The organism is Nitrobacter sp. (assembly GCF_051535235.1).
Classification (GTDB): Bacteria; Pseudomonadota; Alphaproteobacteria; order Rhizobiales; family Xanthobacteraceae; genus Nitrobacter.
Genome location: NZ_JBPPLZ010000014.1, coordinates 1 through 14,264 on the forward strand (window position 1 = coordinate 1; position 14,264 = coordinate 14,264).

Annotated in this window: 14 protein-coding genes and 1 pseudogene; 6 read left to right on the plus strand and 9 right to left on the minus strand. The window is 63.8% G+C overall.

Annotated features, from left to right (window positions below):
- From ACS3WA_RS14340 to ACS3WA_RS14365, 6 genes and pseudogenes are all read left to right on the plus strand, one after another.
- Positions 1-68, plus strand: a pseudogene (locus ACS3WA_RS14340) (F0F1 ATP synthase subunit delta); the annotation flags it as partial.
- Positions 68-1,600, plus strand: coding sequence for a F0F1 ATP synthase subunit alpha (gene atpA, locus ACS3WA_RS14345; protein ID WP_438279231.1), 1,533 nt, complete (start codon positions 68-70; stop codon positions 1,598-1,600). The pseudogene ACS3WA_RS14340 and the gene atpA, both read left to right, overlap by 1 nt.
- A 148-nt stretch (positions 1,601-1,748) precedes the next feature.
- A complete protein-coding gene (locus tag ACS3WA_RS14350; protein WP_438279190.1) occupies positions 1,749-2,627 on the plus strand; it encodes a F0F1 ATP synthase subunit gamma in 879 nt (292 codons plus the stop codon).
- Positions 2,628-2,643: 16 nt separating this feature from the next.
- The gene (locus ACS3WA_RS14355; RefSeq protein ID WP_438279191.1) at positions 2,644-3,048 is read left to right on the plus strand and encodes an organic hydroperoxide resistance protein; all 405 of its coding nucleotides are present in this window, start codon (positions 2,644-2,646) and stop codon (positions 3,046-3,048) included.
- An 81-nt stretch (positions 3,049-3,129) separates the two neighbouring features.
- Positions 3,130-4,560, plus strand: coding sequence for a F0F1 ATP synthase subunit beta (gene atpD, locus ACS3WA_RS14360; protein ID WP_438279192.1), 1,431 nt, complete (start codon positions 3,130-3,132; stop codon positions 4,558-4,560).
- Positions 4,561-4,729: 169 nt separating this feature from the next.
- On the plus strand, positions 4,730-5,137 hold the full coding sequence (locus ACS3WA_RS14365) for a F0F1 ATP synthase subunit epsilon (RefSeq protein ID WP_438279193.1): 408 nt from the start codon (positions 4,730-4,732) through the stop codon (positions 5,135-5,137).
- A 210-nt stretch (positions 5,138-5,347) separates the two neighbouring features.
- Here ACS3WA_RS14365 and ACS3WA_RS14370 read toward each other — a convergent pair whose 3' ends face one another.
- The 9 genes from ACS3WA_RS14370 to ACS3WA_RS14410 form a co-directional block, all read right to left on the minus strand.
- Positions 5,348-5,851 carry an RNA pyrophosphohydrolase gene (locus tag ACS3WA_RS14370; RefSeq protein WP_438279194.1) on the minus strand — a complete coding sequence of 168 codons (504 nt, stop codon included), beginning with the start codon at positions 5,849-5,851 and terminating at the stop codon, positions 5,348-5,350.
- 61 nt (positions 5,852-5,912) lie between these two features.
- A complete protein-coding gene (locus ACS3WA_RS14375; protein WP_438279195.1) occupies positions 5,913-7,121 on the minus strand; it encodes a divergent polysaccharide deacetylase family protein in 1,209 nt (402 codons plus the stop codon).
- Between the two features lie 154 nt (positions 7,122-7,275).
- On the minus strand, positions 7,276-8,631 hold the full coding sequence (locus tag ACS3WA_RS14380; protein WP_438276397.1) for a S41 family peptidase: 1,356 nt from the start codon (positions 8,629-8,631) through the stop codon (positions 7,276-7,278).
- Positions 8,628-10,004, minus strand: a complete 1,377-nt coding sequence (locus ACS3WA_RS14385) for a murein hydrolase activator EnvC family protein (RefSeq protein WP_438279196.1) — start codon at positions 10,002-10,004, stop codon at positions 8,628-8,630. The genes ACS3WA_RS14380 and ACS3WA_RS14385 overlap by 4 nt, the downstream gene beginning before the upstream one ends.
- 234 nt (positions 10,005-10,238) lie before the next feature.
- Positions 10,239-10,721: a 23S rRNA (pseudouridine(1915)-N(3))-methyltransferase RlmH gene (gene rlmH, locus ACS3WA_RS14390; RefSeq protein ID WP_438279197.1), complete on the minus strand. Its 483-nt coding sequence runs from the start codon at positions 10,719-10,721 to the stop codon at positions 10,239-10,241.
- 158 nt (positions 10,722-10,879) lie between these two features.
- Entirely contained in the window at positions 10,880-11,200 is a 321-nt protein-coding gene (rsfS, locus tag ACS3WA_RS14395) for a ribosome silencing factor (RefSeq protein WP_438279232.1), read from the minus strand.
- A 224-nt stretch (positions 11,201-11,424) separates the two neighbouring features.
- On the minus strand, positions 11,425-12,093 hold the full coding sequence (locus tag ACS3WA_RS14400) for a nicotinate-nucleotide adenylyltransferase (RefSeq protein WP_438279198.1): 669 nt from the start codon (positions 12,091-12,093) through the stop codon (positions 11,425-11,427).
- An 86-nt stretch (positions 12,094-12,179) separates the two neighbouring features.
- Complete coding sequence (locus ACS3WA_RS14405; protein ID WP_438279199.1) at positions 12,180-13,472, minus strand: glutamate-5-semialdehyde dehydrogenase; 1,293 nt, start codon at positions 13,470-13,472, stop codon at positions 12,180-12,182.
- 69 nt (positions 13,473-13,541) lie between these two features.
- Complete coding sequence (locus tag ACS3WA_RS14410; RefSeq protein ID WP_438279200.1) at positions 13,542-14,264, minus strand: winged helix-turn-helix transcriptional regulator; 723 nt, start codon at positions 14,262-14,264, stop codon at positions 13,542-13,544.

Consider the following 14,264-nt stretch of genomic DNA (forward strand, 5'->3'; position numbering starts at 1 on the left):
GCATGGTGGACAGTTCGCTCCGCACCAAACTCAATTCGATCAAGCACGCGATGAAAGAGGCAGGCTGATGGACATCCGCGCCGCGGAAATTTCCGCGATCCTGAAGGACCAGATCAAGAATTTCGGCAAGGAGGCCGAAGTTTCCGAAGTCGGACAGGTGCTGTCCGTCGGCGACGGCATCGCCCGCGTTTACGGCCTCGACAACATCCAGGCCGGCGAGATGGTCGAGTTCGAAAACGGCACGCGCGGCATGGCGCTGAACCTGGAGACCGACAACGTCGGTATCGTGATCTTCGGCGCCGACCGCGAGATCAAGGAAGGCCAGACCGTCAAGCGCACCCGCGCCATCGTCGACACGCCGGTCGGCAAGGGTCTGCTGGGCCGCGTCGTCGATGCGCTGGGCAATCCGATCGACGGCAAGGGTCCGATCCAGGCCACCGAGCGCAAGCGCGTCGATGTCAAGGCTCCCGGCATCATTCCGCGCAAGTCGGTGCACGAGCCGATGGCCACCGGCCTCAAGGCCATCGACGCCCTGATCCCGATCGGCCGCGGCCAGCGCGAACTGATCATCGGCGACCGCCAGACCGGCAAGACCGCCATCGCGCTCGACACCATTCTCAACCAGAAGCCTCTGAACGTCGCGGGCGCCCCCGAAAGCCAGAAACTCTATTGCGTCTACGTCGCGGTCGGCCAGAAGCGCTCCACCGTCGCGCAGTTTGTCAAGGTGCTCGAGGAACAGGGCGCGCTGGAATATTCGATCGTCGTCGCGGCAACCGCGTCCGACCCGGCCCCGATGCAGTATCTCGCGCCGTTCACCGGCTGCACCATGGGCGAGTACTTCCGCGACAACGCCATGCACGCCGTCATCATCTATGACGACCTCTCCAAGCAGGCCGTCGCCTATCGCCAGATGTCGCTGCTGCTGCGCCGTCCGCCGGGCCGCGAAGCCTATCCGGGCGACGTGTTCTACCTGCATTCGCGCCTTCTGGAGCGCGCCGCCAAGCTGAACGACAGCCAGGGCAACGGCTCGCTGACCGCGTTGCCGGTGATCGAGACCCAGGCCAACGACGTGTCGGCCTACATTCCGACCAACGTGATTTCGATCACCGATGGCCAGATCTTCCTCGAAACCGACCTGTTCTTCCAGGGCATCCGCCCGGCGGTGAACGTCGGTCTGTCGGTGTCGCGGGTCGGCTCGTCGGCGCAGACCAAGGCGATGAAGAAGGTCGCCGGCAAGATCAAGGGCGAGCTCGCGCAATACCGCGAAATGGCGGCGTTCGCGCAGTTCGGCTCCGATCTCGATGCCTCGACCCAGCGCCTGCTCAACCGCGGCTCGCGTCTCACCGAACTCCTGAAGCAGCCGCAATTCTCGCCGCTGAAGATGGAAGAGCAGGTGGTGGTGATCTGGGCCGGCACCAACGGCTATCTGGACAAGTTGCCGCTCAACAAGGTGCGCGCCTTCGAGGATGGACTGTTGTCGCTGTTGCGGGGCCAGCACGCGGACATTCTCAAGGCTATCCGCGAAAGCCGCGACCTCAGCGACGATACGGCCGCCAAGCTCAAGAACGCGGTCGAGGGCTACGCCAAGACGTTTGCCTGATTTCTTAACCTCTCCCGCTCGCGGGGGAGGTCGACCGGCGCAGCCGGTCGGGTGGGGCGCTCCTGCATGGGATGCCCCCTCCCTAACCCTCCCCGCGAGCGGGAGAGGGGACAAGCTGTGCCCAAGGGGATGAGCAGAGACCGACGAAATGGCTTCTCTAAAAGACATGCGGGTTCGCATCGCCTCGACCAAGGCGACGCAGAAGATCACCAAGGCGATGCAGATGGTGGCGGCGTCCAAGCTCCGCCGCGCGCAGAACGCCGCCGAAGCTGCGCGACCCTACGCCCAGAAGATGGACACGGTGATTTCCAACATCGCGAGCGCCGCGGCCGGCTCGCCCAATGCGTCGCCGCTTCTGGTCGGCACCGGCAAGGATCAGGTTCACCTGCTGCTGGTCTGCACCGGCGAGCGCGGCCTGTCCGGAGCGTTCAACTCGGCTATCGTCCGCCTCGCCCGCGACAAGGCGCTTGCCCTGATGAACCAGGGCAAGGAGGTCAAGTTCTTCTGCGTCGGACGCAAGGGTTTCGAGCAGCTTCGACGCACGTTCGACAAACAGATCGTCGAGACCGTGGAATTGCGTTCGGTGCGGCAGCTCGGCTTCGTCAACGCCGAGGCGATCGCGAAGAAGGTGCTGGCGCGATTCGAGGCCGGCGAATTCGACGTCTGCACGCTGTTCTATTCGCGCTTCCAGTCCGTCATCGCGCAGGTTCCGACCGCCCAGCAGATTATCCCGCTGGCGATTGAGGCCTCGGCCGCGAATGGCGAACCAGCGCCGTCCTACGAATACGAGCCGGAAGAGGATGAAATTCTCACCCGGCTGCTGCCGCGCAACCTCGCGGTGCAGATCTTCCGAGCGCTGCTGGAAAACAACGCCTCGTTCTACGGCGCGCAGATGACAGCGATGGACAACGCCACCCGCAACGCCGGCGAAATGATCCGCAAGCAGACCCTGATCTACAACCGCACCCGACAGGCGATGATCACCAAGGAACTGATCGAGATCATCTCCGGCGCCGAGGCGGTCTAGTCGAAGGAGACGCAGCATGGCTTATGTCACCAAGGCGACGACAAGCGGAGGCCGTAACGGCCGCGCCGTTATCGACGGCGGCGGACTGGCATTGGCGATGGCGCTCCCGAAGGATCTTGGCGGCGCCGGCGACGGCCATAATCCCGAACAGCTTTTCGCGCTTGGCTGGTCCTCCTGCTTCGGACAGGCCATTCTTGTTCTGGCGAAAAAGCATGGTCTCGACGGACAGGCCGCCAAGGTGACCTGCGAAGTCACGCTCAATGTCGACGACGGCGCGTTCTCGCTGGCTGCCGAACTGAAGGTCGCTCTGCCGGGCGCAGACAAGACCAAGCTGCAGGCGCTGATCGAAGACGCCCACACCATCTGTCCCTATTCCAAGGCGACCAGGGGTAATGTGCCGGTCAAATTGACCGCCGTCTGAAGCGATTGGTCCCAAAAGCGAAGACCGGTTTTCCGAACAGGCCACGCGCCAACTAGAACGAGTTCGAAGGAGATATTTCTAATGGCATCCCCCGCCAACCAGACCGGACGCATCACGCAAGTCATCGGCGCCGTCGTCGACGTGCAGTTCGAAGGGCATCTTCCGGCCATTCTGAACGCGATTGAGACCAAGAACGGCGACAACCGCCTGGTTCTCGAAGTCGCCCAGCATCTCGGCGAATCCACCGTGCGCACCATCGCGATGGACACCACCGAAGGTCTGGTGCGCGGCCAGGACGTCACCGACACCGGCGCGCCGATCCGGGTGCCGGTCGGCGCAGGCACGCTCGGCCGCATCATGAACGTGATCGGCGAGCCGGTCGACGAAGGCGGTCCGATCAAGGCCGACGATCTGCGCCCGATCCACGCGGAGGCGCCCTCTTACACCGACCAGTCGACCGAGGCGGAAATTCTCGTCACCGGCATCAAGGTCGTCGATCTGCTCGCGCCTTACGCCAAGGGCGGCAAGATCGGCCTGTTCGGCGGCGCCGGCGTCGGCAAGACCGTGCTGATTCAGGAACTGATCAACAACGTCGCCAAGGCGCACGGCGGCTACTCGGTGTTCGCCGGCGTCGGCGAGCGCACCCGCGAGGGCAACGACCTCTATCACGAGTTCATCGAGTCGGGCGTCAACAAGAAGGGCGGCGGCGAAGGTTCCAAATGCGCCCTCGTCTACGGCCAGATGAACGAACCGCCGGGCGCGCGCGCGCGCGTCGCGCTGTCCGGTCTCACGGTCGCCGAGCAGTTCCGCGACCAGGGCCAGGACGTGCTGTTCTTCGTCGACAACATCTTCCGCTTCACCCAGGCCGGCTCGGAAGTGTCGGCGCTGCTCGGACGCATCCCGAGCGCCGTGGGTTATCAGCCGACGCTCGCCACCGACATGGGCGCGTTGCAGGAGCGCATCACCACCACGCAGAAGGGCTCCATCACCTCGGTGCAAGCCATTTACGTGCCGGCCGACGACTTGACCGACCCGGCGCCCGCGACCTCGTTCGCGCACCTCGACGCGACCACGGTGCTGAACCGCGCCATTTCGGAAAAAGGCATCTATCCGGCGGTGGACCCGCTGGACTCCACCTCGCGCATGCTCTCGCCGCTGATTGTCGGCGAGGAGCACTACCAGACGGCGCGCACGGTGCAGCAGGTGCTGCAACGCTACAAGTCGCTGCAGGACATCATCGCCATTCTCGGCATGGACGAACTGTCGGAAGAGGACAAGCTGACGGTCGCCCGCGCCCGCAAGGTGGAGCGCTTCCTGTCGCAGCCGTTCCACGTCGCCGAGGTGTTCACCGGCTCGCCGGGCAAGTTCGTCGACCTTGCCGACACCATCAAGGGCTTCCGCGACCTCTGCCAGGGCAAATACGACCATCTGCCGGAAGCGGCGTTCTATATGGTCGGCACCATCGAGGAAGCCGTCGAGAAGGGCAAGAAGCTCGCGGCCGAAGCGGCCTAAGCTAACAGAAGATCGCGCTGCAACGTTTGCAGCGCCCCCCTCTCCCGCTTGCGGGGGAGGATTGGAGAGGAGGTCTTAACCTCCTCCGCATGAAGAGAGCCCCCACCCGACCGCTTCGCCGGTCGACCTCCCCCGCAAGCGGGAGAGGTGAAGAAAGAGACCGTGTGCCATGGCCACCTTCCATTTCGATCTCGTCTCGCCGGAGAAACTGGCTTTTTCCGGTGAAGTCGATCAGGTCGACGTCCCCGGCGTCGAGGGCGACTTCGGCGTCCTCGCCGGTCACGCACCCGTCGTGGCGGCGATCCGTCCCGGAATCCTGACCGTCACCGCTGGCGGCACGCATCAGAAGATCATCGTGCTCGGCGGTCTGGCCGAGGTCTCGGAAAAGGGCCTGACCGTGCTCGCTGACGTGGCGACCTCGATCGAGGAGATCGATCGCGCCCAGTTCGCGGATACGATCGCGAGCATGGAGACCAAGCTGGCGGAAAAGGAAGGCTCCGAACTCGACAAGGCGATCGAGCGGCTGGATCATTTCAAGAGCATCCAGAGCCAGCTCAATACGACGGCGCTGCACTGAGCTGTATAACCGGCGATCGGTTTCGATGGGCACACGTCGAGCAATGACAAACGTGCTCTATAGCCATTCATCGTGACATGGAATCAAGCGCCGTCATTGCGAGGCGCATCGCGCCGAAGCAATCCAGAAAGCTCCGGAAGAAGGCTGGATTGCTTCGCTTCGCTCGCAATGACGTCAAGTGACTGCGTTTCCGTCAAAACGTGAAACGCTCTAATCGCCCGAGAGGCTCGCGAATTCCCTGACCACGCGCTCGTAGACCGGGCGCTTGAAAGGCACGATGAGCCGGGTCAGGTTCTGCATCGGCTCCCAGCGCCAGGCGATGAATTCCGGCTTGTGGCCGTCACCCGGATTGGCGACGTCGATCTCGTTGTCGCTGCCAGTGAAGCGCATCGCATACCACTTCTGGCGCTGGCCGCGATAGCGCCCCTTCCAGGCCCGTCCGGCCACGGTGCGCGGGATGTCATAGATCAGCCAGTCGGATACCTCGGCGAGTTTCTCGACCGAGCGAACGCTGGTCTCTTCGTAGAGTTCGCGTTTCGCCGCGAGCCAGGTGTCCTCGCCGGGATCGACGCCGCCCTGCGGCATCTGCCAGACATGCCTGTCGTCAACATGCTCGATGCCACCGACGCGGCGACCGATGAAGACCAGTCCCCTCTCGTTGATCAGCATCATCCCGACGCACGTGCGGTAGGGTAGATCGTCGTAGCGCGCCATTCCGTCAATGCCTTTCGCGTCTCGGCGCCGTGAAAGCGGACAGGACGCGGATTTTCGAAGATCAACTCGATTTTGATTTCAGCATCGCGGTTGTCAATGGCACCAGCATCATGCCCCGGCTTTCGAGAGCCTTGGTCCAGATTCCGATCCGGTCGATGGAAACCGGAAGCGCCGACGCCATGCCGATCGCAACCCCCCGCTCCTTCGCCAGATCTTCAAGCCGGGCGAGCGCCTTGTCGATCGCCACCGAGGTCGGGACGGTATCAATGGTCAGGTCGGCCTTGGCAAACGGCATGGCCTGCCCCTCCGCGAGTTGAGCAGCGACGCTCCTCGGAGTGGAACCGTCGTCGAGATAGCCGAGGCCGCGCTTGGCGGCTTCGCGAATGACCGGCTGCATCACGGCGTTGGCGGCGACAAAACGGGACCCCATGAAATTGGCGAGACCGACATAGCCCTGAAACCGGCTGAGGTGCCAATACAGGCGGTCGATATTCTGTTCGGTGCCGAGCGTCGTCAGCAGGGTCTGCGGTCCGGGATCGTTGTCCGGATAATCATAAGGCTCCATGGGGACTTCCAGCAGAACCTCATGACGTTGCGCGCGAGCCCGCTCCACCAGCCTGGCCGGATCGGACCCGTACGGCGTAAACCCGAGCGTCACGGCGGACGGCAGTTTCATGATGGCATCGACGGTTTTGGCCGCGCCGACCCCGAGGCCGCCGACCACGATCGCGACGACCGGCATCGTGGCCGCCTTCGCGCGATCGGCATCGGTGCCCATGGCGTAGGCCTTGAAGGGCTTCGAGCCATCGGCGGCAGCGACCGGTATCATTCCATAACGGGACTTCTCCAGCAGACGCTGATCGATCCCGGCCATTGTCGACGGCGCGACGTCGCCGCCGGCCATGCCGGAATCCCCGCCGGCGACCACGACGTTCTGACGCGCGCCGCTGGAGCCGTCGATAATGGTGATGGTCTTCTGACCGGCCTCAGGTTGAGAGTTCGCCGTGGCGGCGGCGCCGGCCGGCTTCGATGCAGGCGGGACCGCCGCAGGCTTCTCTTCGGATGTTGCGGGCTGCCGGATCGCGACCCGCGCCGTGGGTTCGCCGCCGAGCGGATCGTGGTTGAAAAGGGCAAAGCCCAGGAAAGCAACAAGGACCAATCCCAGCAGAGCCGCAATCGCCTGCGGCAGCGTGAAGGGAAGCCGCAATCTGCGCCTGGGCGCGGGGTTCTGTCCGAGCGGCGCGCTGAGATCGTCCGTCGTATCGACCATGGAACTCCCCGAATCATCGGATTCGACGATACCATGGACGCCCGCAAAGGCGGCAGGCTGCAATCGTGCTCACACCGGGGCTATCGGCTCCGGCGCGGAGGAAACGGGCATTCGGGGAATGTCCGTTTCCGCAAGTCCGGCTTGTTTCAGGGCGTCAGTTCGCGGCCTTGTCCGCCGGTTTCTCGATCGCCGCCTTGTCGCGGGAAGCCTGCGACGAGGCATTGATCTTGACGCCGTGCAAAAGGTCATCGGCCATCTTGAGCGCCTTGTCGTTCTTGGCGTCCGGCGGCACGTAGGACTGCGAACCGGTCTTCTCGTCGTTGCCGTTTTTCAGATGGCCGCGCAGCGAAGCCTCGCCCTTGGTGTCGGTCCGCGACTTCAGTTCGTCGGGCACGTCCTGCAGCACCTCGATATCCGGAACGATGCCCTTGGCCTGGATCGAACGGCCCGATGGCGTGTAGTAGCGCGCCGTGGTCAGCCGCAGCGCGCCGTTGCCCGAACCCAGCGGAATGATGGTCTGCACCGAGCCCTTGCCGAACGAGCGGGTGCCGATCAGCGTCGCCCGCTTGTGGTCCTGCAACGCGCCGGCGACGATCTCGGAAGCCGAAGCGGACCCGCCATTGATCAGGACGATCACCGGCTTGCCTTTGGTGAGGTCGCCGGGATGCGCGCTGCGGCGCTGGGTTTCCTCGGCGTTGCGACCGCGCGTCGATACGATCTCGCCGCGATCGAGGAAGGTGTCGGACACGGTAACCGCTTCTTCGAGCAATCCGCCGGGATTGTTGCGCAGATCGATGATGTAGCCCTTGAGCTTGTCGCCGATCTGGCTGCGAAGGTCGGCAATCGCCTTCTTGAGGCCTTCGGTGGTCTGCTCGTTGAAGGTGGTGATGCGAATATAGGCGATGTCGTCGGCCTCGACGTGCGAACGCACCGAGCGGACGCGAATGTTGTCGCGCACCAGCGTCACGTCGATCGGATTGTCCTGGCCCTTGCGGATGATCTTCAGCTTGATCTTGGTGCCGATCGGACCCCGCATCTTGTCGACGGCCTGATTGAGGGTCAGTCCCTGCACCGCCTCGTCGTCCAGATTGGTAATGACGTCGTTCGCAAGAATTCCCGCCTTGGATGCCGGCGTGTCGTCGATGGGCGAGACCACCTTGACCAGGCCGTCTTCCATCGTGACCTCGATGCCGAGACCGCCGAACTCGCCGCGCGTCTGCACCTGCATGTCGCGGAAGCTCTTGGCATCCATGTAGCTCGAATGCGGATCGAGACCCGACAGCATGCCGCTGACGGCCGATTCGATCAGCTTGCTGTCGTCGGGCTTCTCGACATAGTCGCTGCGGACCCGCTCGAACACATCCCCGAACAGGTTGAGTTGTCGGTAGGTATCCGACGTCGCGGCTCGCGCGCTCGATCCCATCAGCACCGAGCGCGGCTGCGTCACGAACAGCGTCAGCGCCGCACCCGCGGCGGCGCTGAGAAGAATAAGGGAAGCCTTGCGCATCATCCGCGAACCTTTTGGTCGTTATTTGCGGCCCACCATGGGCCTGGATCAATCGGAGTGCCGTCCTTACGGAACTCGATATAGAGAACGGGCTGACTCGGGTTTGCCGCGAGAATCGAGGCGACGCGGGAGGTCGATCCCATTGTCGCTACCGGCTCTCCGGTCAACACGAACTGGCCGATGTTAACCGAAATACGCTCCATCCCGGCGATGAGGACATGATACCCGCCACCGGCATTGAGGATCAAGAGTTGTCCATAGCTGCGGAATGGCCCGGCATACACAACCCAGCCATCACACGGAGTCGTGACCTGCGCGCCCCGGCGGGCCGCCAACGAAATGCCTTTTTCCACACCACCGACGCCGTCGGAACCGCCAAAGTCACGGATCTTCGTACCGTTAACCGGAAGTGCTAACAAACCCTTGGCGGACGCAAATGCAACGGCGGGGCTGAGCCGGCTGGGATCCTTGAGAGCAGCGAGATTCGGCTTGCCGTTGAGCGGCGCGGGAGCGCCTTTCCGGCTGGCTATCGCCGCCGCCTCGGCCGCGCTCTTCAGGTCCTGCTCCATCTTCGCGATCAGGCCCTGCAGGCTGTCGACCTGATGCGACAACTCGATCGCGCGCGCGCCTTCAGCGGCCATATCCTTTTCGAAGCTGCTCTGCTGCCGTTGCCGTTCGCCGACCAGTGTCGACAGGCGGGTTTGTTCGGCCTTGAGCTTGTCGCGATCGGCTGCCATCCGATCGCGTTCGGCGGCAATGGATTTGCGCAGGCCGACGAGTTCATCGAGATCCGCCACAAGCTTTTCCGCGCGCCCGCGCATCTCCGGCACCACGGAGCCGAGCAAGATCGCAGTCCGCAAGGATTGCAGCGCATCCTCAGGCCGCAGCAGCAGAGCCGGCGGCGTGCGGCGGCCGACCCGCTGCAGGGCAGCGAGCACCTCCACGATTTCCGAGCGCCGCGAATCCAGCGAGCCGCGGATTTCCTGTTCGCGCGCGTCGAGCGGCAGCAGGCGCGCTTCGGCCTCTGTGATCTTGGTCTCGATGTCCCGAACTGCGGCGGCAGTCTCGATCAACTGTTGATTGAGCTTGGCGCGGTTCTGGCCGATCGCCGCGATGTCGACCTTCAGCCGCTCCTGGAGTTCGGCGGTGCTCTTCTGCTGCGCACGCACCACTTCCAGCTCCTGCTCGCGCTGCTTGATGTCATCGGCAGACGGGGCGGCAGCCGGCGAAGGCGTTCCGGCCGCCTGCGCCCTGGCAACGGACGGACCCGCGGACGAAACGCCGGCGAGCAGACAGACCGCAAGGACCAGAACAGCAGGCTGCTGTCCGTCGCGCACTGCCGCTTGTCTTGCAACGATGCCTTGGGTCAATCGCATGTCAGACAGTCTGCACTCGTCTGCTTGCACCATGTCGATCCGATCGCGCTGGCGCATGATCGCGCTGGCGCATAGTGGAGTGGATTTGACATTCGCTGCCCAGTTTACCGCGAACGCGAGAAGCGAAGGTCAAATCCAAAGCTCCACTAGAAACTTATATTTGCTCGTGGTCCTCATATTTCTAACATTTGCAAGAACGCCTCCGCCCCGGGATGCAATGTTAGAAACGGACCACTAGCCGCGGTGATAAGGATGGCCGGCCAGGATGGTCGCGGCCCGGTAGATCTGTTCCAGCAACATCACGCGCACGATCTGATGCGGCCAAGTGGCCGCGCCGAACGCAACACTCAGCCTAGCCTTGCGCCGCAATTCGGGCGAAAGTCCGTCCGCACCGCCCACGGCGAAAACTGTATTCGCCACCGACTCATCACGCCAGCGGCCAAGATGGCCCGCAAATGTGGCGCTGTCGATGTTTTTACCCTTTTCGTCCAGCGCCACCAGGATCGCTCCCTCAGGGACCAGGGCAACAATTGCCGCGGCCTCTTCGCGAATGCGTTGTTCGGCATCGCGGGCACGGCTTTCCGGGATTTCGTGGATATCGAGGCCGCGGAAGCCCTGCTTGCGCCCGATATCGTCGAAGCGTCCGCGATAGCGGTCGGAGAGCTCCCGCTCCGGACCCTGCTTGAGACGGCCAATGGCAATGACGGCGAGTCGCATCGGCGCAAGCTACAGCGTTTTCCAGCGGGTGCCGGTTCTCCTCAAAGAGAACGCGTCACGTCGAAACCATGGCGCCCCGCTTGCCGATTCATCAGAAGCGGAAACGCACGCGCTCCATTTTAATGGGAGCGACCCGACCAATCAGCGACGGCGCGGGTTCAGACCGTCTTCGCCGTCGCCGTGTTTTGGATCCACAACCTCTCCAGATTGTAGAATTCGCGCACCTCAGGCCTGAAGACGTGCACGATCACATCGCCGGAATCGATGAGCACCCAGTCGCAATTGGGCAGGCCCTCGACATGAACCTTCTTAATTCCGGTTTCCTTGAGGCCTTTGGCGACGTTCTCGGCCACCGCGCCGACGTGCCGGTTGGATCGGCCGCTGGTAACGACCATGTAATCCGAAAACGCCGATTTGCCGCGGAGGTCGATGGTGACCGTGTCTTCCGCCTTCATATCGTCGAGGCGGGAAAGGATCAGCTTGAGGGTCTCGTCGACATCGGGTCGCGCCTTTGAAACGACGGCGTCTACCGAAGTCTTGTCTGCTCTCGACCCCGCGGTCTTCGATGTCGCTCTCTTCGACGGCCTGGGCGAGGAGGACCTAGACAATACAGGTGCGGTCAGGGACCATTTCCTTTCGCTGTATCGGAACGCCGAATCCGGGCGGCCGATGGGTTTATATTACGCATGTAGACCTGACGGTTTCAATATTCCAGTGGTGCGGCAGTTTCACGTTTTCCGGCTGCAGTCTTCCATGTTCCATCCCCGTTCCGCAGCCCCGTCGAGGACAAACTCGACTTCATCCCGGTGAGGAAGACCCAGGCGGGCGGGCGATGGGTTGCCAGCCCGGTGGCCCTGGCCTCAGGCAGACGCCACCTTGCCAGCGCCTGGGCGGCGGGCGCCGCGAGGGCACGGAAACTCTGCGGGGGGCGGTCGATCACCGCGATTGGCACCTCGGTGGCGATCCGTTGCCAATTCTCCCAGCGATGGAACTGCGCCAGATTGTCAGCGCCCATGATCCAGACAAAATACACATTGGCGCACCTGCGCCGCAGATAGGTGATGGTATCGACGGTATAGCGCGTTCCGATGACAGCCTCGAGACAGCTGACATCGATCCGCGGATCCCCGGCCGTCGCCCGCGCCGCTGCGGCGCGTTCGGCGAGATCGTACAACGAGCGCCGATCCTTGAGCGGGTTGCCGGGCGAAACCAGCCACCAGACACGGTCGAGTTTCAGCCGCTTCAAGGCATACAGGCTGACAGCGCGATGCGCGGCATGAGGCGGATTGAACGAGCCGCCGAACAGCCCGATGCGCATGCCGTCGGAATGAAGCGGGAGGGCGCAGGACGAAGCGACTGAACGCAGCCCCAAGTCAGTCTCCGCGCAGGCAGGCGCGCGATCCGCCGTGAGGCATGCGGTTTGGCGAGAGGATCATGCGCGTCTGAATGACATTGCGTTCACGGCCGGGTCTGCCCGGTGCCGTGAACGCGATATTTGAAACTGGTGAGTTGCTCGGCGCCGACCGGCCCGCGCGCATGGAATTTGCCGGTCGCGATGCCGATTTCGGCGCCAAAGCCGAATTCGCCGCCGTCGGCGAATTGCGTCGAGGCGTTGTGCAGCACGATCGCCGAATCCACTTCGTCAAGAAACCTCGCGGCAATCTTTGGATCGTCGGTCACGATCGCATCGGTATGGTGCGAGCCGTGGCGCTGGATATGATCGATGGCCTCGCCAACACCATCAACGACGCGCGCGGCGATGATCGCAGCCTCATATTCGGTATCCCAGTCGTCATCGGTTGCGGGCTTGACCCGCGCGTCGACGCCCTGCACGGCGGCGTCGCCGCGCACCTCGCAGCCCGCATCGATCAGCATTTCGACCAGCGGCTTGAGCGCCTTCGCCGCGCCAGCGCGATCGACCAGCAGCGTCTCGGCCGCGCCGCAGATGCCGGGACGGCGCATCTTGGCGTTGAGCACGATCGACTTCGCCATCGCGAGATCGGAAGCGCCATCGACATAGACGTGATTGACGCCTTCCAGATGCGCGAACACCGGCACGCGCGCCTCAGCCTCGACGCGCGCGACAAGGCTCTTGCCGCCGCGCGGCACGATCACGTCGATGCCGCCGTTCAACCCGCCGAGCAGCAAGCCGACGGCGGCGCGGTCGCGCGTCGGCACCAGCGTGATCGCCGCTTCGGGCAGACCCGCCTCGCGCAGGCCCTGCACCAGACAATCATGGATGGCGCGGCATGAGCGGAAACTGTCCGAACCGCCACGCAGGATCACGGCGTTGCCGGACTTCAGGCATAGCACGCCGGCATCGGCGCAGACGTTGGGGCGGCTCTCGAAGATCACGGCGATGACGCCGAGCGGCACACGCACGCGCTCGATCGTCATTCCGTTGGGGCGCTGCCAGCTTTCGGTGACGCGCCCGACGGGATCGTCGATCTCGCGCACCACCTTGACGCCATCGGCCATCGCATCGATGCGTGCCTGCGTCAGCGTCAGACGATCGAGGAACGCGGAAGCAGCGCCTCCGGAGCGCGCCTCGGTGACGTCCTCGGCGTTGGCCTTGAGGATCGCGGCCGCGTTGGCACGGATCGCGCGCTCCATCGCATCGAGCGCCTGATTCTTCTGTGCCGTCGACGCAAGGCCGAGCACGCGCGCGGCGGTGCGCGCCTGCGTTGCAAGCTCACTCATCAAAGTGGGCAGATCGGCGGAGGCGCCGACCGCCTTCAGGGAGGCCGTCATGTCAGGCAGAAATCCTGGCGGTTCAGTTTTCTCTTATGGCCATATCCTAGCACACTCGTGACCGGCCGGCTATTGAGCAGCCAGCTCCGCCTGGCCGGTCGGCCTTGCACCGGCTGGCGCGAACGTGCTGAGCGCGAACCAGGACCGAAAGGCCGCCACATCCCTGCGCGCTCCGTCGAGACGAAGCTGATCGTCGCGAATGGCGCGGTCGATCGCGATGTGGCCGAGCCAGACCTCGGTGAGCAGGCGCAGGCTGGCGGCCACAAACAGGTTCACCTGGAAGCCCGGATCCTTGTAGCAGAGATCGACGGCGTCGCCCTCGAACACCAGCCAGTAACAGCGCTGGTTGGCCGGCACCCCGGACAGTCGGAACTCGGTGACGTGACGGCGGTCGTGATGCCGAATTCTGGCCGCGACATTGCGCCGGACGTCCCACATCAAAAGGTTCGGGTCGAGATTGCCTGCATCCACCAGATCGCGGCGCAGCCAGCGCTGCGCCCACAATCCCATGCCTTCGATGACCGGAAACAATTCCTTGCCCGCTGGCGTCAGATGATATTCGGCGCTGCCATTCAGGCCGCTGCGGCGCTCGATGATGCCTGCGTGTTGTAGTTCCTTCAACCGACGCGCCAGCAGCGCCGACGACATTCGCGGCACACCGCGTTGCAGGTCGTTGAAGCGGACGCTGCCGCACAGCAGTTCACGGATCACGAGCGGCGTCCATCGTTCCGCCAGCACTTCGCTGGCGATGGCGACCGGACAGAACTGGCCGTAACTCCGTGTTTCGCGCAT

Excerpts from the sequence above, each read along its gene's own strand:
- rlmH (WP_438279197.1), bottom strand. The coding sequence starts at position 10,721 with ATGCGACTCGCCGTCATTGCCATTGGCCGTCTCAAGCAGGGTCCGGAG.
- ACS3WA_RS14380 (WP_438276397.1), bottom strand. The coding sequence starts at position 8,631 with ATGATGCGCAAGGCTTCCCTTATTCTTCTCAGCGCCGCCGCGGGTGCG.
- ACS3WA_RS14405 (WP_438279199.1), bottom strand. The coding sequence starts at position 13,472 with ATGACGGCCTCCCTGAAGGCGGTCGGCGCCTCCGCCGATCTGCCCACT.
- ACS3WA_RS14365 (WP_438279193.1), top strand. The coding sequence starts at position 4,730 with ATGGCCACCTTCCATTTCGATCTCGTCTCGCCGGAGAAACTGGCTTTT.
- ACS3WA_RS14385 (WP_438279196.1), bottom strand. The coding sequence starts at position 10,004 with ATGCGATTGACCCAAGGCATCGTTGCAAGACAAGCGGCAGTGCGCGAC.
- ACS3WA_RS14355 (WP_438279191.1), top strand. The coding sequence starts at position 2,644 with ATGGCTTATGTCACCAAGGCGACGACAAGCGGAGGCCGTAACGGCCGC.
- ACS3WA_RS14370 (WP_438279194.1), bottom strand. The coding sequence starts at position 5,851 with ATGGCGCGCTACGACGATCTACCCTACCGCACGTGCGTCGGGATGATG.
- ACS3WA_RS14410 (WP_438279200.1), bottom strand. The coding sequence starts at position 14,264 with ATGCGCGAAACACGGAGTTACGGCCAGTTCTGTCCGGTCGCCATCGCC.
- ACS3WA_RS14375 (WP_438279195.1), bottom strand. The coding sequence starts at position 7,121 with ATGGTCGATACGACGGACGATCTCAGCGCGCCGCTCGGACAGAACCCC.
- ACS3WA_RS14350 (WP_438279190.1), top strand. The coding sequence starts at position 1,749 with ATGGCTTCTCTAAAAGACATGCGGGTTCGCATCGCCTCGACCAAGGCG.
- atpA (WP_438279231.1), top strand. The coding sequence starts at position 68 with ATGGACATCCGCGCCGCGGAAATTTCCGCGATCCTGAAGGACCAGATC.
- atpD (WP_438279192.1), top strand. The coding sequence starts at position 3,130 with ATGGCATCCCCCGCCAACCAGACCGGACGCATCACGCAAGTCATCGGC.